We start from the raw sequence: 17,727 nt of genomic DNA on the forward strand, positions 1-17,727 counted from the left end.
GCTAGAACACCCGGCAAGGAGACACGGGATGACCCAGATATCGCCGCAGCCAGGGATCATGGAGATCGACCTCTATGTCGGGGGGCAATCTGCCATTGCCGGGCGCAAGGATGTGCTCAAGCTGTCCTCGAACGAGAACCCGCTCGGCCCGCCGCCGGCCGCCATCGAGGCCATCACCGAAGCCGCCCGCGCGGCGCATCTCTACCCGCCGACCGATCATGCCGCCCTGCGCGCCGCCATCGCCGATGTGCATGGGCTGGACGCCGAGCGCGTGATCTGCGGTGTCGGATCGGACGAGGTGCTGCAATTCATCTGCCAGGCCTTCACCGGCCCGGGCGACGAGATCATCCATACCGAACACGGTTTCTCGATGTATCCGATCCTGGCGCACATGGCCGGGGCGACGCCGGTAAAGGTGGCCGAGCGGGACCGGGTCGTTGATATCGACGCCATTCTGGCGGCTGTGACCGACCGGACCCGCGTGGTGATGCTGACCAATCCCGGCAACCCCACGGGCACGATCCTGCCCACCGAGGATCTGACCCGGCTGGCGGACGGGCTGCCGGGTCATGTGATCCTTGTTCTTGACTGCGCCTATATCGAATATGCCGGGGATCACGACGGGGGCGAAGCGCTCGTGCGGGCGCGGGACAATGTGATCATGACACGAACCTTTTCCAAGCTCTACGGGCTGGGCGGTCTGCGGATCGGCTTTGGCTACGGCCCCAAAGCCCTGATCGACGTGATGACCCGCATCCGTCAGCCCTTCAACCTGTCCGGTGTGCAACTGGCCGCCGCCGAGGCGGCGTTGCGCGATCCTGACTGGGCGGCGCGCTGCGTTGCGCTGAACGCGGATCAGCGCGCGCGGCTGGCCGGTGCCTTGCGACAGCTTGGGATTGCCTGTGACGACAGCCACACGAATTTCGTGCTGGCCCGTTTCGCGGACGAGGCCGAGGCTGGCCGGGCCCATCAGGCGCTGCTGGACGCGGGTATCATCGTGCGCCGTGTCACCGGCTATGGCTTTCCGGAAGGGCTGCGGATTACCGTGGGCGACGAAGACCAGACCGGCCGTGTGATCGCGGCGCTGACCGATTGGCGAAAGGGCGAGTGATGGCGCAGGAATACCAGAAAGTCGCGCTGATCGGGCTGGGGCTGATCGCCTCGTCGATGTTCTGGGGAATCAAGCGGGCCGGGTTGGCGGTCGAGGTGACAGGCTATGCGCGGTCCGCCGAGACGCGGGAAACGGCACGAGAGATCGGCCTTTGTGACAGGGTTTGCGACAGCGCCGCCGAGGCGGTCGAAGATGCCGATCTTGTCGTGCTTTGCGTGCCGGTGGGCGCCATGGCGGCCGTCATGGAAGAGATCGGCCCGGTCTTGAAACCCGGGGCCACGGTCAGCGATGTCGGCTCGGTCAAGCGGGCGGTGATCGAGGCCGTCACGCCCCACCTGCCCGGGGGCGTGCATTTCGTGCCCGCCCACCCACTGGCGGGCACCGAACAATCCGGGCCGCGATCCGGCTTTGCCGAACTTTTCGACAACCGCTGGTGCATTCTCGTCCCCGACGGAGCCGAAGCCGAGGCAACGGCGCGGCTTCACCGGTTCTGGCAGGGCTTGGGGTCGAACACGGACGAGATGGACGCCGATCATCATGACCTTGTCTTGGCGGTCACCTCGCATACCCCGCACCTGATCGCTTACACGATGGTGGGTGTGGCCGACGACCTGCGCCGCGTCACCGACAGCGAGGTCATCAAGTATTCCGCCGCCGGGTTCCGGGATTTCACCCGCATCGCGGCCAGCGACCCGACCATGTGGCGCGATGTGTTCCTGACCAACAAGGATGCGACGTTGGAAATCCTCGGGCGGTTCACCGAGGAACTGTTTGCCCTGCAACGGGCGATCCGGCAGGGCGACGGGGACATGCTGCACGATTACTTCACGCGCACCCGTGCCATCCGTCGCGGCATCATCGAAGCCGGTCAGGATACCGAGGCCCCGGATTTCGGGCGCGTTCCGGTGCGCAAGGGCTAGCGCTCGGTCAGTTTCAGCTCGATCCGGCGGTTCTGGGCGCGGGCCTCATCACTGTCACCCTCGGCGATGGGCTGGTATTGGCCGAACCCGTTCGCGGCCAGCCGCGCGGGTGAAAGGCCCAGGGAATTGGTCATGTAGCGCACGACCGACAGGGCGCGGGCCTGGCTGAGTTCCCAGTTGTCGGCATATTCGCCCTGGCCCGACAGCGGCACATTGTCGGTATGACCGTCCACACGGATGATCCAGTCGATCTCGGGCGGGATCTCGGAGGCGATATCATTGAGCAGGCCCGCCACCCCGGCGATCTCTCGCTGGCCGGCCTCGGAAAGGTCGGCCTCGCCCGGCTCGAACAGCACCTCGGAGGAAAACACGAAGCGGTCGCCCTCGATCCGCACGCCCTCGCGCCCCTCGATGACCTGCCGCACCTGCCCGAAGAAATCGGACCGGAACCGTTCCAGTTCCTCGGCTTCGGCGGCCAGCCGTTCGGCCTCTGCCTGTTCCAGCGCGCGGGCGCGGCGCTCGGCAGCCAGGGCGCGGATGACCGCGCTGTTGAGGTCTTGCGTCAGGGTCTCGATCTGCAGGTTGGCCTCGGCATCGGCGTCCTCGGCGATGTTCAGCAGGTTCTGAAGCCGGCCCAACTCATTGCGCAGGGCGGCGACCTGTTCGTTGAGCGCGGCAACGCGGCGTTGGCTTTCCGCCGACAGGGCCTCTTCCTCGGCCAGGGCGGCATTGGCCTGCGCCAGAAGCGCGGCCTGCCGCTCTGCTTCGGTCGCTTCCTGCCCGGCCTCGGCCTGCGCCTCGGCCAGCGCGGCCATTGCATCGGCCAGCCGGTCTTCGAGGCTGGCGCGTTCCGCTTGCACCTCGCTCGCCTCGGCCTCTGCTTCCTGCGCCGCCAGCAGCGCCTCTGCCAGGCGGTCCTGCAAATCCTGCCGGTCGGTCTCGGCCTGCTGACGGGCCAGAACGGCCGCGGCGAGCCGCTCCTCGATGCGGGCCAGGTCGGTTTCCTTCTGGTCCAGCGCGTTCTGCAGTGCCGCCCGTGCGGCGTCGAGGTCGTCTTCGGTCTGATCCTGTGAGGCGAGGGCCGCAGTCAGCCGCGCCGCGATCTCCTCGCGGCTGGCTTGAGCCTGTGCCAGTTGCGCCTCGGTCTCCGCCAGCGCCGTCTCGGCCCCTTCAAGCTGTGACAGGGCCGCGGCCAATCGGTTTTCAAGGGCAAGGCTTTCACCTTCGGCCTCTTCCAGGGCTGCCTCTGCCTGTTGCCGCGCCAGAAGGGCGGTGGCAAGGTTCTGGTCCAGCGCGTCGCGCGCGGCCTCGGCGGCAGCCAGCAGCGTCAGCGTTTCCTCGGCCTTCCGGCGCTGTTCTTCCAGGGCGAGCGTCATCGCGGTCAGCTCCGCATCGGCGTTTTGCAGCCGCTCGCGCAGGGCTTCGGCGGCGGCGGCATCGGCCAGCCGGGCCTGTTCGAGTTCCGAGATGCGCGCCTCCGAGGCCTCGGCCTCGTCTTCCAGATCGGCGACCAGCGCCTCCAGCGCCTCGCGCCGGGCAGCGGCCAGACGCGCGGCTTCCTCCTGCGCGTCGATCTCGTCGCGGGCCTGTGCGATGGCAAGGTTCAGCGCCTCGGTTTCCGAGACCAGCGTGTCGCGGGTGTCTTCCAGCTCGGCGATGGTCGCCTCGTTGTCGCGCCGCTGGGCCAAAAGGCCTGCCACCTGCGCCTCGAACCCGGTGATCCGGGATCGCGCCTCGGCGAGGGCGTCGGACTGGGCGTCGCGCTCTTCCGTCAGTTCGGCGATCAGGCTGTTTTGTGCCGCGATTTCGCTGCGCGCATCGGAAAGCTGCACTTGCACCTGCCCCAATTCACCGGACAGTGACCCGACCTGCCGCCCCAAAGCCGCCGACCGATCCTGTTCCGTGCCCAGGGCGGCCGTGAGCGAGGCGATCTCGTCGGACAGTTCCGACAGGCGATCTTCCTGTCCGGAGATGGTTTCGCGCAGGGCGAACTGGATCACCATGAAGATGGTCAGAACGAACATCAGCACCAGCAGCAGGCCGGTCATGGCATCCACGAAGCCGGGCCATATCGACGCCTGGAACCGGGCCCCGGTCCTGCGGCTGAGGGCCATGGGTCAGGACCCTCCGTCGGTCTGGTTCTGACGCGCCGCGCGTTTCTGAGCCTGGCGCAGGATCTTCGACAGGGCGCCGACCTCTGCGCGCAGATCCTGCACGACCTCCTGCCGGCCGGCGGACATCTCTTCGAGGATGCGCATCAGCCCGACGTCGATCGAGCGCAGGCGCATCCGGCTTTCGGGATCTATGCCCTCCATGCCAGTGTCCTTCAGGGCCTCGACAAGGGCCTGCTGGCTTTCGGCGATACGGGCCAGCTGCCCGGCCGTGTCGTCCTGGTCCAGCCGCTCTGCCAGGCGTTCGACCGACCCGGCAAGCATCTGCAACCTGTCGTCCACCTGCGCCCGGCCTTCCTCGGTGCGGGCCAGCATCACCTGCAAGCCTTCCATCTGTTCAGCCATCTGGTCGACCACCTGTGCCATGGCGCCGGACTCGCCACCTTCGTCGCCGGCCAGCCCGACGCGGGTGATCGAGGACACCCATTCCTCCAGCTCGCGGTAGAAACGGTTCTGTCCGTGACTGGCGAAAAGCTCCAGCAGGCCCACAACCAAAGACCCCGCCAGACCCAGCAGGGACGATGCAAAGGCAACGCCCATGCCGCCAAGCTGGCTTTCCAACCCGCGCTGCAGGCGGGTGAAGATGTCGACGCCGCTTTCGCCGTCTTCGGGGTTGAGCGAACGGATCGTTTCGACGAGGGCCGGCACCGTGGTGGCCAGCCCGTAGAAGGTGCCCAGAAGGCCCAGAAAGATCAGCGTGTTGACGATATAGCGCGTGATCTCGCGATCTTCGTCGATACGCTGCGCCACGGAATCGAGGATCGAGCGGGCCGAAGTCGAGGACAACTGCATGCGCGCCCCCCGCGACCGCAGCAGCGTCGCCAGAGGGGCAAGCAATTGCGGGGCGCGGATGATTTCATGACCGGGGCGCTGCAGGGCGAACCCCTCGATCCAGCGCACCGACCCGATCAGCTGGTAGACCTGCCCGAAGCAGGACAGCACGCCGATCACGAAGACCAGCCCGATGAAGCCGTTGAGGTAGGGGTTGGCCAGGAACACGCCCGCGACCCGCGGATAGGCGAATACCGCCCCTGCAGCGACCAGCCCGAGCACGATCAGCATCGAGATGATCTGCCGCACAGGTTGAGAGAAATGTGGCTCGGCCTCAGCTTCCCGTGTCGCCATCAAAAGCACCGGTCTTGTTCATTGCCCGAACCATAGGCGGTCAGGCGGCAAAACCCAAATGAAAAAGGGCTATTGGGTGATCTCGCGCACGCGGGTGGCCAGCCAGTCCATGTCCGGGTCAAGGATACCCATTTCGCGCAGATGGTCGTGGGTGTTGAACAGGTATTCGGTATTCGGGCCGCGCCCGCCGACGGCACGGGCAATCATGCGCGCCTGTGTTTCCAGGGGAAAGTTCACATATTGCCGGTGGTCGGGGTCGATGACATAGGCCAACGCCTCGATCTCACGCCCGTCAGCAAGCCGCAGCGGCACGTGGCGTTCGACATAGGCGGCCGAGACCAGTTCGCGCTCGCGCAGGTAGGCCAGCACGTCGTCGGCCTCGTGTTCGGCGGCCTGGAGTGCGACGCCGGTGCATTGCGCGCCGGGCGCATGATCCAGTGCCAGCACGAGGCCGGGGTCGCCTTCGGTGCCGCGATGGTGGATCGACAGCATGCAGAAGCTGCGATGGTAATCCGCCAGCACGGCGGTGGCGTGGTCCACCGGCTGAAAGCCCGGGTTCCACAGCAGCGATCCGTATCCGAATACCCACATGATCTGGTCTCTGGCCCTTGTTGCCCCGCCCCTGTAAACACCAAGCCGAGGCGAGGTGAAAGGGCAGAGGCGATGCGCTGGCTGACGATCATCGTGGCGGTCATGGCCGCGATCTACGGGGGCTACTGGTTCTATACGCGTGGCGCGGTGGAAGATGGAATCGCGACGGCGCTGGCCCAGGCCGAGGCGGCCGGTCGGGTCGAGATCAGTCATGAGGGCTGGAGGACCACCGGCTTTCCCTCGCGGTTCGACACGACTTTCGATGCCCTGCGCATCGAGGACCGCGCTTCGGGCCTGGCCTGGCAGGCGCCTTGGTTCCAGGTGTTTGCCCTGTCCTATCGCCCCAACGAGGTGATCGCGGTCTGGCCCGACAGCCAGACCCTTGTCGCCGGTGGGCAGGAGATGCGTCTGGCGAGCGAAAGAATGCGGGCCAGCGCGCGGGTCCGGCCCAATACGGCGCTGAGTTTCGATCGCGCCACGCTGGAGGTGGACGCCCCTCGCCTGAGCTGGGCGCAGGACGAGGCGGAACTGGCGGCGGCGCGTCTGTTGGCCGCGATGCGCTCGGCCCCGGATCTTGCCAATGGATACGATCTGTTCTTCGAGGCGCAGAGCATTTCCCTGCCCGCACCGCTCAGGGCGGAACTGGACCCGGAAGGAGACCTGCCGCCGCTGATCGGGCAGGTGCGGATGGATGCGACCGCGCGGCTCGACCAACCGTTGGACCGGTTCGCCGGGGCCGAAACGCCCGTGGCGGCCGAAGCGCTGACCCTGCGGGAATTCGGCGCGCAGTGGGGCGATATCGCGCTCTCCGGGATCGGCGAGGTCACGGCGGATGCGGCGGGGGTCGCGCAGGGCAGCCTGACCCTGTCGATCACCGGCTGGCGGGAGGCCCTGGACATGGCGGCCCGGGCGGGCCTGGTAGAGGAAGGGTTCGACGTGACGCTTGCCAATATGGGGGAACAGCTGGACGAGACGCCGCAAATCCCCGAGACGCTGACCGTCACATTGGTGATGGAACAGGGCCGGGCGCGGCTGGGGCCGCTGCCGTTGGGGCCGGCGCCACGTTTGCGCCCCTAGAACGGGGCAGGGTCATCCGGCCAAGGCCGACCACTCCAGCGAAACGAAAATCCCGTGAAACGACACGGGGCGACCGAATGGCCGCCCCCTGTTTCGCATCTGGTATGTCGCGCCCTAGTCCGCGGTCAGCAGCGGTGGCTTGTTGCCGCTCAGGCGCGGGTTCTGGGGCGGCTCGAATTGCAGGTCCAGTTCGCCTTTCTTGACCCCGACCTTGACCAGCCCGCCCTTTGACAGCTTGCCGAACAGCAGCTCTTCGGCCAGCGGCTTCTTGATGTGTTCCTGGATCACGCGGCCCAGCGGGCGCGCGCCCATCTTGTCATCATAGCCCTTGTCGGCCAGCCATTCGGCGGCTTTCGGCGTCAGCTCGATGGACACGTTGCGATCCATCAGCTGCGCCTCAAGCTGCAGCACGAACTTCTCGACCACTTGCAGGATCACCTCTTTCGGCAGGGCGCCGAAGGAAATGACCGAGTCGAGCCGGTTGCGGAATTCCGGCGTGAAGGTGCGTTCGATCGCGGCCTGATCCTCGCCCTCGCGGCGGTCGCGGCCGAAGCCGATCGCCTCTTTCGCCTGTTCGGCGGCCCCGGCATTCGAGGTCATGATCAGGATCACGTTGCGGAAATCCGTGGTGCGGCCGTTATGGTCGGTCAACTGGCCATGGTCCATGACCTGCAACAGGATGTTGTAGACATCCGGATGCGCCTTCTCGATCTCGTCCAGCAGCAGCACGCAATGCGGGTTCTGGTCGACCCCGTCGGTCAGCAGACCGCCCTGATCGAAGCCGACATAGCCCGGAGGCGCGCCGATCAGGCGGCTGACCGCGTGTTTCTCCATGTATTCGGACATGTCGAAGCGCAGCAATTCCACGCCCAGCGTATCGGCCAGTTGCTTGGCGACCTCGGTCTTGCCGACACCGGTGGGGCCTGCAAACAGGTAATTGCCGATGGGCTTTTCCGGTTCTCGCAGACCCGCGCGGGCCAGCTTGATGGCGCTGGACAGCGCCTCGATCGCCTTGTCCTGCCCGAAGACCACCCGCTTGAGCGAGCTTTCGAGGTCCTTGAGCACTTCGGCATCGGATTTCGACACGTTCTTGGGTGGGATGCGGGCGATCTTGGCGACGACGGCTTCGATTTCCTTGGGGCCGATCGTCTTGCGCCGCTTGCTTTCCGCCACAAGATGCTGCGCCGCGCCGGCCTCGTCGATCACGTCGATGGCCTTGTCGGGCAGTTTGCGGTCGTTGATGTAGCGCGCGGACAGTTCCACGGCGGTCTTGATCGCGTCATGGGTATAGCGGATCGAATGGTGATCCTCGAAATAGGGCTTCAGGCCCTGCAGAATTTTCACCGTGTCCTCGACCGAGGGTTCGGTGACGTCGATCTTCTGGAACCGGCGCGACAGCGCGCGGTCCTTTTCGAAGTGCTGGCGGAATTCCTTGTAGGTGGTCGAGCCCATGCAGCGCAGCTTGCCGCCCTGCAGCGCGGGCTTGAGCAGGTTCGAGGCATCCATGGCGCCACCGCTCGTGGCACCGGCGCCGATCACCGTGTGGATTTCGTCGATGAAAAGCACCGCGTCGGGATGCTCTTCCAGTTCCGATACCACGGCTTTCAGCCGTTCTTCGAAATCGCCACGATAGCGGGTGCCCGCCAGCAATGCGCCCATGTCGAGCGAATAGATCGTGGCGCCCTGAAGAACCTCGGGGACTTCCTTGTTGACGATCTTGCGGGCCAGGCCCTCTGCGATGGCGGTTTTGCCCACGCCGGGATCGCCCACAAGAAGCGGGTTGTTCTTGCGGCGGCGGCACAGCACCTGCACGCAGCGTTCAACCTCGTGGCCGCGTCCGATCAGCGGATCGACATCGCCGGCATGCGACTTGGCGTTCAGGTCGACGCAGTATTTCGCCAGCGCCGATTCATCCTTGTTGTCCTCGGTCGTGCTCTGGCTGGTCTCTTCCTCGACCTGTTCGGCGCCGGTGACCGGGCGGCTTTCGCCATAGGCCGGATCCTTGGCTACGCCATGGGCGATGAAATTGACCGCGTCATAGCGGGTCATGTCCTGATCCTGCAGGAAATAGGCGGCGTTGGATTCGCGTTCGGCGAAGATCGCGACCAGGACGTTGGCACCCGTCACCTCGGTCCGGCCAGAGGATTGCACATGGATCGCGGCGCGCTGGATGACGCGCTGGAACGCGGCGGTCGGCACCGCCTCCGACCCTTCGATCTCGGTCACGAGGGTCGACAGGTCGTCCTCGATGAAATCTTCGAGTGTCTTGCGCAGCTCGTCCAGATCGACCGAGCAGGCCTTCATGACCCGCGCGGCATCCGGTTCGTCGATCAGGGCCAGCAGCAGATGTTCCAGCGTGGCCAGTTCATGGCGCCGGGCATTGGCCAGCGCCAGCGCCGCATGGATGGACTGCTCGAGTGTTGTCGAAAAAGATGGCACGTTGCGTGCTCCTCTGTCGGGGGTCGTTCGGGGGAGGGCCCCGCTACCGACCGTGGCCTCATGTTGTTAAGTTTTGGTTCCGTGGCGCAGGTTTCAAGCAAAAAGTGTCCTTGACGCCTTCACTTTCTGCCACCTGTGCCGTGAATGGGCGCAAATCGGGCTTGTCGTGCCGTTGCGTCACCGGAATACGTCCCGACGGGCACGGATTTCGGCAAAGACATCCGCATCGGGTGCAGTCTCCATGCCGAGGGTCGTTTTCAGGCCGGGATCGTCGGCGCGCAGAAAGGGATTGGTCGCTTTTTCCTCGGCCAGGGTCGACGGCACGGTCGGTTCCCCTTTTGCGCGGGTCGCTGCGATGGCCTTGCCGCGGGCCTGCAAGGCAGGATTATCCGGGTCGATGGTCAGCGCGAAGCGGTAGTTCGTTTCGGTATATTCATGACCCGAGCAGACCAGGGTGTCATCGGGCAGCGCCCGCAGTTTCAGCAGACTGGCCCACATCTGCGGCGCGGTCCCCTCGAACAGCCGGCCACAGCCGAGGGCCATAAGGCTATCGGCGGTGAAGACCGCCGTGGCCGCTGGCACATGAACCGCGATATGGCCCTCGGTATGGCCTGAGACGTCGAACACATGCGCCCCGGCCCCGCAGGTCGTGAAGGTGTCGCCCTCGGCGACGGCCAGATCCAGCGGCGGCAGGCGGTGGGCATCGGCGGCTGCGCCGATGACGCGGGCGCCCTCGCGCAGGTCGGCGACGCCTTCGACATGGTCATGATGGTGATGGGTGATCAGCAGATCGGTCAGGGTCCAGCCCCGACTGGTCAGCGCGGCGCGGATCGGGGCGGTTTCGGGCGCGTCCACCAAGAGAGTCTCGCCGCTGGCATCGTCATGCAGGAGAAAGGCGTAGTTATCTTGCCGACACGGGACGGTGACGAGTTCCAGGGGCATGGCTTTTTCTCCGCTCATTGATAAGGTCGGGGCGAGTGTGACCGAGGCGAGCGGGCGCTGCAATGCATCTGGACGTGCATGACATCCGGGAATTCTATTACCGCAGCACGCTGGGCCGCGCCGCGCAGGGTGTGATCCGCGGCGAGTTGCAGCGCCTCTGGCCCGAGGCCAAGGGGCAGAACGTCGTGGGCTTCGGCTTCGCGGTTCCGCTGCTGCGGCCCTTCCTGGGTGAGGCGCGCCGCGTCATCGGCCTGATGCCGGGGCCGCAGGGTGTGATGCCCTGGCCTGCCGGGCAGCCCAATATCAGCGTTCTTTGCGAGGATCATTTGTGGCCGTTGGCCACCGGCAGCGTCGACAAGCTGGTCCTGCTGCATGGACTGGAAACCTCGGATCAACCGGCGGCGGTGCTTGCCGAATGCTACCGGGTGCTGGGGCCGGGGGGGCGCGTGGTCTTCATCGTGCCCAATCGTGGCGGGCTCTGGTCGCGGTCGGACCGGACGCCGTTCGGATACGGGCGGCCCTATTCGCTCAGCCAGCTGGAAGGCCAGTTGCGCGGCCAGGGCTTCGTGCCGGAACGGTCGTTGTCCACGCTCTACCAGCCCCCCTCGCGGCGCAAGACCTGGCGACGCTTTGGCAAGGTGATGGAGAGTGTCGGGCGGCATCTGCCGGTCTTCGCGGCCGGCGGGGTCTTGATGGTCGAGGCCAGCAAACACGTCATCGCGCCATCGGGGCCGGGCCTGGCGGAACGCGTGCGCCGTCCCCTGCGCATCCTGGAAGGCGCGCCCCGGCCCGCGGGTGTGTCCGGGCGCACTGGCGGGTAGGGAGGGAATCGTTCGTGCGGTATACAATTGTGTGCCGGATCGGGGTCGAATCCGGCCCCTAGATATGGTGCAAAGCGTCGCACCTGGGGCAAAGCCCTTGAAAAAGGGCGCGACAAGGCCTTCGAAAAGCCGCGCAAGAAGGTTGCCCCACCAAAAACCCTCTGCTACATCCCGGCCTGATCTCGCGCCCCGGCACCCCGCCTGGGCAAGTCTCGCTGCCTTCACTTCCCCCGACGTCAAGACGGGTGGTCCGTGCGGGCCAAGAAATCGGAAGGGTGGACGTGTCCGAACCAGCTTCGATCTCATCCGGCATCGCCGCGCGCTATGCCACCGCTGTCTTTGACCTGAGCAAGGACGACAAAGCCAAGGGGCTCAAGGCCCTCGAAACCGACATTGATGCCCTGTCCGCCGCCCTTGCCGGCAGTGACGACCTGCGCGACCTGATCGCTTCGCCGATCCATTCGCGCGACGACCAGGGCAAGGCGATCACCGCAGTCGCCAAGAAGATGTCGTTGTCGCCGACCATGACAAACACTTTGGCCCTTATGGCCAGCAAGCGCCGCCTGTTCGTCGTGCCGCAGATGCTGGTCGCCCTGCGCGCCATGCTGGCCGAGGAAAAGGGCGAGGTGACCGCCGATGTCGTTTCGGCCAAGGCGCTGACCAAGACCCAGTCCGACAAGCTGGCCAAGACGCTGAAAGAGCGTGTCGGCTCGGACGTCAAGATTAATGCGACCGTCGATGAAAGCCTCATCGGCGGTCTTGTCGTCAAAGTGGGCTCGAAGATGATCGACACCTCGATCAAATCCAAGCTCGCTGCACTTCAGAACACCATGAAAGAGGCCCGGTAATGGCGATCCAAGCTGCAGAGATTTCTGCGATCCTCAAGGACCAGATCAAGAATTTCGGCCAAGAGGCCGAAGTGGCCGAAGTTGGCCGCGTGCTTTCGGTGGGTGACGGTATCGCCCGTGTCTATGGTCTGGACAACATCCAGGCCGGTGAAATGGTCGAATTCCCCGGCGGTATCCGCGGGATGGCCCTGAACCTTGAAAACGACAACGTCGGTGTCGTGATCTTCGGCTCGGACCAGGCCATCAAGGAAGGCGACACCGTCAAGCGGACCAACGCCATTGTGGACGTGCCCACCGGTGACGAGCTGCTGGGTCGCGTTGTTGACGGTCTGGGCAACCCGCTGGACGGGAAGGGCCCGATCAAGACCAAGACCCGCAGCGAGGCCGACGTGAAGGCCCCGGGCATCATCCCGCGTAAATCGGTTCACGAACCGATGGCGACCGGCCTCAAGGCCGTCGACTCTATGATCCCGATCGGTCGTGGCCAGCGAGAGCTGATCATCGGCGACCGCCAGACCGGCAAGACCGCCGTGGCGCTTGACGCGATCCTGAACCAGAAGGCCTATAACGACGCCGCCGGCGACGACGAGAGCAAGAAGCTCTACTGCGTCTACGTGGCTGTCGGCCAGAAGCGGTCCACCGTGGCCCAGCTGGTGAAGAAGCTGGAAGAGAACAACGCGCTGGAATACTCCATCGTCGTGGCCGCCACCGCTTCCGACCCCGCGCCGATGCAGTTCCTGGCCCCCTATGCCGCCACCGCCATGGCCGAGCATTTCCGCGACAATGGCCGCCATGCGCTGATCATCTACGATGACCTGTCCAAGCAGGCCGTGGCCTACCGCCAGATGTCGCTGCTGCTGCGCCGCCCGCCGGGGCGTGAAGCCTACCCGGGTGACGTGTTCTACCTTCACTCGCGCCTGCTGGAGCGTTCGGCCAAGCTGAACGAGGACAATGGCGCCGGCTCGCTCACTGCGCTGCCGATCATCGAAACCCAGGGTGGCGACGTGTCGGCCTTTATTCCGACCAACGTGATCTCGATCACCGACGGCCAGATCTTCCTGGAAACCGAACTGTTCTACCAGGGCGTCCGCCCCGCCGTGAACACCGGCCTCTCGGTGTCGCGCGTCGGCTCCTCGGCCCAGACCAAGGCAATGTCCTCGGTTGCCGGCCCGGTGAAGCTGTCGCTGGCCCAGTACCGTGAAATGGCGGCCTTCGCCCAGTTCGGTTCTGACCTCGATGCCTCGACCCAGCAGCTGCTGAACCGTGGTGCCCGCCTGACCGAACTGATGAAGCAGCCGCAATACTCGCCGCTGACCAACGCGGAAATCGTCTGCGTCATCTATGCCGGCGTGAACGGCTACCTCGACAAGCTGGACGTGTCCGATGTGGGCCGGTTCGAAAAGGACTTGCTGCACTTCCTGCGCACCAAGCGGTCCGACATTCTGGATTTCATCACCAACGAAGACCAGAAGATCAAGGGCGAGGCCGAAGAGAAGGTCAAGGCGGCGATCGACGAGTTCGCCAAGGACTTCGCCTGATCTGACTTGAACCTAAAGGGAAAGGACGAAGGCTTATGCCAAGTCTCAAGGACCTGAAAACAAGGATCGAGTCGGTCAAGTCGACCCGCAAGATCACCAAGGCCATGCAGATGGTGGCCGCCGCGAAACTGCGGCGGGCACAGGATGCGGCCGAGGCGTCGCGGCCCTATGCCGAGCGTTTCAATTCGGTGATGGCGGGTCTGGCAGCCGGGGTGGGCGACAGCGACAGCGCGCCCGTCCTTCTGCGCGGCACCGGCAGCGATCAGACCCATCTTCTGGTGGTCATGACCGCCGAGCGCGGCTTGTGTGGTGGCTTCAACGCCAACATCGCCAAGCTGGCCCGGTCCAAGGCCGAAGAGCTGAAGGCCGCGGGCAAGACCGTCAAGATCCTCACCGTCGGCAAGAAGGGCCGGGATGCGCTCAAGCGCGACCTGGGCGATCTCTTCGTCGGCCATGTGGACCTGACCGAGGTCAAGAACGTCGCCTATGAGAACGCCCAGGACATCGCCCGCGACATCCTTGGCCGCTTCGACGAGGGCGAGTTCGACGTCGCGACGATCTTCTTCTCGAAATTCGTCAACGTCGTCACCCAGGTGCCGACTGCTCAGCAGGTGATCCCCTTCGAGGTGCCCGAGGGCACCGAGGCCGAAGACGGTACGCTGTACGACTACGAACCCAGCGAAGAGGAGATCCTCGCCGATCTTCTGCCGCGGGGTGTGGCCACCGCGATCTTCTCGGCGCTGTTGGAAAACGGTGCCTCGGAACAGGGCGCCCGGATGAGCGCCATGGACAACGCGACCCGCAACGCGGGCGAGATGATCGACAAGCTGACGATCGAGTACAACCGCTCGCGTCAGGCCGTCATCACCAATGAGCTGATTGAAATCATTTCGGGCGCCGAGGCGCTCTAAGAGAACCGGAGAAACGACAATGGCAAATGCAAAAGGCAAGATCACCCAGGTGATTGGCGCCGTCGTGGACGTGCAGTTCGACGATCACCTGCCGGCGATCCTGAACTCGCTGACCACCGACAACAACGGAAAGACGCTGGTTCTCGAGGTCGCCCAGCACCTCGGTGAGAACACCGTGCGGACCATCGCGATGGACGCGACCGAAGGTCTGGTGCGTGGTCAGGAAGTGTCCGACACCGGCGCGCCGATCTCGGTGCCCGTGGGCGACGCCACCCTGGGCCGCATCCTGAACGTCGTGGGTGAGCCCGTGGACGAAAAAGGTCCGGTGAAGGCCAAGGAAACCCGCGCCATCCACCAGCCGGCCCCGGAATTCCAGGAACAGTCGACCGAGTCCGAAATCCTCGTGACCGGCATCAAGGTCATCGACCTGCTGGCCCCCTACGCCAAGGGCGGCAAGATCGGCCTGTTCGGCGGCGCCGGCGTGGGCAAGACGGTTCTGATCATGGAACTGATCAACAACATCGCCAAGGTGCACTCGGGCTACTCGGTTTTCGCCGGTGTTGGTGAGCGGACCCGTGAGGGGAACGACCTCTACCACGAGATGATCGAATCCAACGTCATCAAGCCTGACAACCTCGAGGAGTCGCAGGTGGCCCTGGTCTACGGCCAGATGAACGAGCCTCCGGGGGCCCGTGCCCGTGTTGCGCTGACCGGCCTGACCCTGGCCGAACAGTTCCGCGATGCCTCCGGGACCGACGTTCTGTTCTTCGTCGACAACATCTTCCGCTTCACGCAGGCTGGTTCCGAGGTGTCCGCGCTTCTCGGCCGTATCCCCTCTGCCGTGGGCTACCAGCCGACGCTGGCCACCGACATGGGCGCAATGCAGGAACGCATTTCCTCCACCAAGTCCGGGTCGATCACCTCGATACAGGCCGTCTACGTGCCTGCGGACGACCTTACCGACCCGGCCCCGGCGACGACCTTTGCGCACCTCGACGCAACCACCGTTCTGAACCGTGCGATCTCGGAGCTGGGCATCTACCCGGCCGTTGACCCGCTCGACTCGAACTCGCGCCTGATGGACCCGCAGATCGTGGGGGAAGAGCACTACCAGGTTGCCCGTGACGTCCAGGGTATCCTGCAGCGTTACAAGTCGCTTCAGGACATCATCGCGATTCTGGGCATGGATGAACTGAGCGAAGAGGACAAGCTGACCGTGGCCCGTGCCCGTAAGATCCAGCGTTTCCTCTCGCAGCCTTTCGACGTGGCCAAGGTCTTCACCGGTTCCGACGGTGTCCAGGTGTCGCTGGAAGACACGATTGCCTCGTTCAAGGCGGTTGTGGCCGGCGAATACGACCACCTGCCCGAAGGCGCCTTCTACATGGTCGGCGGCATCGACGAAGTGATCGCCAAAGCCGAAAAAATGGCCGCGGACGCGGCGTAAGGAGCAGCCATCATGGCAAACGCGCTTCAATTCGACCTTGTCAGCCCCGAGCGGCGCCTTGCGCAGCTTGAGGCAACCGAGGTCCAGATCCCGGGTGCGGACGGGGACATGACGGCCATGGCCGATCATGCCCCGACCATCACCACGCTGCGCCCCGGCATCCTGACCGTCACCCATGGTGGCGGCACGGATGACTACGTGGTCTCGGGCGGCTTCGCCGAGATCACCCCCGGCGGTGTGACGGTATTGGCCGAAAAGGCCCTGCCGCGCGGTGAGATGACCCAGGAGGTCTATGAGCGTCTGGTCGAGGAAGCCCAGAGCGCCTACGACAAGACGAAAGAGACCTTCAAGAACGAGCCGGGCCCGGTTGACGATGCGGCCAAGCTTCTGTCCGACATGGTCGCTATCGGGGGCCATATCGGGTTGAGCCCGAAGCAGCCGAACCTGTAATCCGGGTTTGACGGTTCAGAAATCGGGCGCCTTCGGGCGCCCTTTTTCGTGCGGCAGGGGTGTGCGGGGACTTGCCTTGCTGCGCAGTCCGGCGGATAGAAAACCATGCAGAAGACGCCCGCGCTCTATTTCATCCTTGCGACCCTGCTGATCGACGCGATCGGCATCGGGCTGGTCTTTCCGATCATGCCGGACCTGATGATGCGTGTGGGCGCGGGCGATACCGGGCAGGGCTCGGTCTGGGGCGGGGTGCTGATGGCCGCCTATGCCGGGGCGCAGTTCCTGTTCGCGCCCGCCGTGGGCAGCCTGTCGGATGCGATCGGGCGCAAGCCGGTGCTGCTGGCCGCGATGGCCCTGCTGGCGCTGGACTACGTGATCATGGCGCTGGCGGGCACCTTCGCCTGGTTGCTGATCGGGCGGCTCATGGCGGGCATGGCCGGGGCCACTTATATCACAGCGACCGCCTATATCGCAGACATCTCCAAGCCCACCGAACGGGCGGCCAGTTTCGGCTTGATCGGTGCGGCCTTCGGGATCGGCTTCGTGCTGGGGCCGGCCATCGGGGGGCTGGCGGCAACGGTGCATGTGACCGCGCCGTTCTGGCTGGCGGCGGCCCTCTCGGCCGTCAACGTGGTTTTCGGCCTGATCGTCCTGCCCGAATCCCTGCCCAAGGAGCGCCGTCGCCCCTTTGGGCGCCGCGACATCAACCCCTTTGGCGCCATCGGCGACGCCTTCCGCGTGCCGGGGCTGGCCATTCCGCTGATCTGCATCTTCGTCTTCGAATTCGCCAACATGGTCTACCCGGCGCTCTGGGCCTTCTGGACCGAGGAGGTCTTCGGGTGGGACGCCCTGTTGCGAGGCCTGACACTGGCGCTCTACGGGGTTTTGGTGGCTTTGGTACAGGGGGTGATCATGCCACAGGCGATCCGGCGTTTCGGGGAACACGGCACGATCATGCTGGCGCTGGTCGTGGCCCTAGTGGGGGCCATCGGGTTCGGGTTTACCGGATCGGTCCTGGGGCTGGTCATCTTCCTGGCGCTGGCGTCGCTGTCGGATCTCGCCCCGCCGACCCTGACGGCGATTGCCGCCAATCGTGTGGCCGAGGACAGACAGGGGCTGGTCCAGGGGGTCATCGCATCGCTCGGCTCGATCGCAGCTGTCGTCGCGCCGATCCTCATGACCCTGTTGTTCCAGATTTTCGTGGCGCCCGAGACCGGCATCTATCTGCCGGGCGCCCCCTTCCTGTTTGCGGCCCTGCTCATTGCCGCTATCCTGCCGTTGGCTTGGCGCATGGGGCGGGCGGAAAAAGCCAGGACTGCGGCGTAAACCTGCCAAATTC

Annotated in this window: 15 protein-coding genes; 10 read left to right on the plus strand and 5 right to left on the minus strand. The window is 65.2% G+C overall.

All coding sequences use genetic code 11. The features are described from left to right. Nucleotides 1–28: 28 nt before the first annotated feature. Together hisC and DFK10_RS05665 are read left to right on the plus strand one after the other, a co-directional pair. Nucleotides 29–1,111 carry a histidinol-phosphate transaminase gene (gene hisC, locus DFK10_RS05660; RefSeq protein WP_109387483.1) on the plus strand — a complete coding sequence of 361 codons (1,083 nt, stop codon included), beginning with the start codon at nucleotides 29–31 and terminating at the stop codon, nucleotides 1,109–1,111. Next, complete coding sequence (locus tag DFK10_RS05665) at nucleotides 1,111–2,031, plus strand: prephenate/arogenate dehydrogenase family protein (RefSeq protein ID WP_109387485.1); 921 nt, start codon at nucleotides 1,111–1,113, stop codon at nucleotides 2,029–2,031. The genes hisC and DFK10_RS05665 overlap by 1 nt, the downstream gene beginning before the upstream one ends. Here the strand turns inward: DFK10_RS05665 and DFK10_RS05670 are convergent. The 3 genes from DFK10_RS05670 to DFK10_RS16205 all read right to left on the minus strand — a co-directional run bounded on the left by DFK10_RS05670 (nucleotide 2,028) and on the right by DFK10_RS16205 (nucleotide 5,918). Further along, nucleotides 2,028–4,145, minus strand: coding sequence for a peptidoglycan -binding protein (locus DFK10_RS05670; protein ID WP_109387486.1), 2,118 nt, complete (start codon nucleotides 4,143–4,145; stop codon nucleotides 2,028–2,030). The two genes, DFK10_RS05665 and DFK10_RS05670, sit on opposite strands and share 4 nt — an antisense overlap. A gap of 3 nt (nucleotides 4,146–4,148) precedes the next feature. Then, entirely contained in the window at nucleotides 4,149–5,327 is a 1,179-nt protein-coding gene (locus DFK10_RS05675) for a biopolymer transporter ExbB (RefSeq protein WP_109387488.1), read from the minus strand. Nucleotides 5,328–5,396: 69 nt separating this feature from the next. Then, the gene (locus tag DFK10_RS16205; RefSeq protein ID WP_146193230.1) at nucleotides 5,397–5,918 is read right to left on the minus strand and encodes a gamma-glutamylcyclotransferase; all 522 of its coding nucleotides are present in this window, start codon (nucleotides 5,916–5,918) and stop codon (nucleotides 5,397–5,399) included. A gap of 72 nt (nucleotides 5,919–5,990) precedes the next feature. Here DFK10_RS16205 and DFK10_RS05680 point away from each other — a divergent pair, with 72 nt between their 5' ends. Continuing rightward, nucleotides 5,991–6,995 carry a DUF2125 domain-containing protein gene (locus DFK10_RS05680; protein WP_217810066.1) on the plus strand — a complete coding sequence of 335 codons (1,005 nt, stop codon included), beginning with the start codon at nucleotides 5,991–5,993 and terminating at the stop codon, nucleotides 6,993–6,995. Nucleotides 6,996–7,109: 114 nt separating this feature from the next. Here the strand turns inward: DFK10_RS05680 and clpA are convergent, their stop codons facing one another. Both clpA and gloB read right to left on the minus strand, forming a co-directional pair. After that, complete coding sequence (gene clpA, locus DFK10_RS05685) at nucleotides 7,110–9,434, minus strand: ATP-dependent Clp protease ATP-binding subunit ClpA (protein ID WP_109387492.1); 2,325 nt, start codon at nucleotides 9,432–9,434, stop codon at nucleotides 7,110–7,112. A 177-nt stretch (nucleotides 9,435–9,611) separates the two neighbouring features. After that, nucleotides 9,612–10,376 (minus strand): hydroxyacylglutathione hydrolase, encoded by a 765-nt coding sequence (gene gloB / locus DFK10_RS05690; protein ID WP_217810067.1) that lies wholly within the window; start codon nucleotides 10,374–10,376, stop codon nucleotides 9,612–9,614. Between the two features lie 62 nt (nucleotides 10,377–10,438). Between gloB and DFK10_RS05695 the strand changes: the two genes are divergently transcribed. From DFK10_RS05695 to DFK10_RS05725, 7 genes are all read left to right on the plus strand, one after another. Further along, nucleotides 10,439–11,197 carry a class I SAM-dependent methyltransferase gene (locus tag DFK10_RS05695; protein WP_109387496.1) on the plus strand — a complete coding sequence of 253 codons (759 nt, stop codon included), beginning with the start codon at nucleotides 10,439–10,441 and terminating at the stop codon, nucleotides 11,195–11,197. 275 nt (nucleotides 11,198–11,472) lie between these two features. Further along, on the plus strand, nucleotides 11,473–12,045 hold the full coding sequence (locus DFK10_RS05700; protein ID WP_217810068.1) for a F0F1 ATP synthase subunit delta: 573 nt from the start codon (nucleotides 11,473–11,475) through the stop codon (nucleotides 12,043–12,045). Further along, entirely contained in the window at nucleotides 12,045–13,583 is a 1,539-nt protein-coding gene (gene atpA, locus DFK10_RS05705; RefSeq protein WP_109387498.1) for a F0F1 ATP synthase subunit alpha, read from the plus strand. The genes DFK10_RS05700 and atpA overlap by 1 nt, the downstream gene beginning before the upstream one ends. Nucleotides 13,584–13,618: 35 nt before the next feature. Next, the gene (locus DFK10_RS05710; protein ID WP_109387500.1) at nucleotides 13,619–14,494 is read left to right on the plus strand and encodes a F0F1 ATP synthase subunit gamma; all 876 of its coding nucleotides are present in this window, start codon (nucleotides 13,619–13,621) and stop codon (nucleotides 14,492–14,494) included. Between the two features lie 19 nt (nucleotides 14,495–14,513). After that, nucleotides 14,514–15,938: a F0F1 ATP synthase subunit beta gene (atpD, locus tag DFK10_RS05715; RefSeq protein ID WP_109387501.1), complete on the plus strand. Its 1,425-nt coding sequence runs from the start codon at nucleotides 14,514–14,516 to the stop codon at nucleotides 15,936–15,938. Nucleotides 15,939–15,950: 12 nt separating this feature from the next. Continuing rightward, entirely contained in the window at nucleotides 15,951–16,388 is a 438-nt protein-coding gene (locus DFK10_RS05720) for a F0F1 ATP synthase subunit epsilon (RefSeq protein WP_109387503.1), read from the plus strand. Nucleotides 16,389–16,493: 105 nt separating this feature from the next. Next, entirely contained in the window at nucleotides 16,494–17,714 is a 1,221-nt protein-coding gene (locus DFK10_RS05725; protein WP_109387510.1) for an MFS transporter, read from the plus strand. The last annotated feature ends 13 nt before the right edge of the window (nucleotides 17,715–17,727 follow it).

Origin of the sequence: Salibaculum griseiflavum, assembly GCF_003129565.1 — a bacterium.
GTDB classification, from domain to species: Bacteria; Pseudomonadota; Alphaproteobacteria; order Rhodobacterales; family Rhodobacteraceae; genus Salibaculum; species Salibaculum griseiflavum.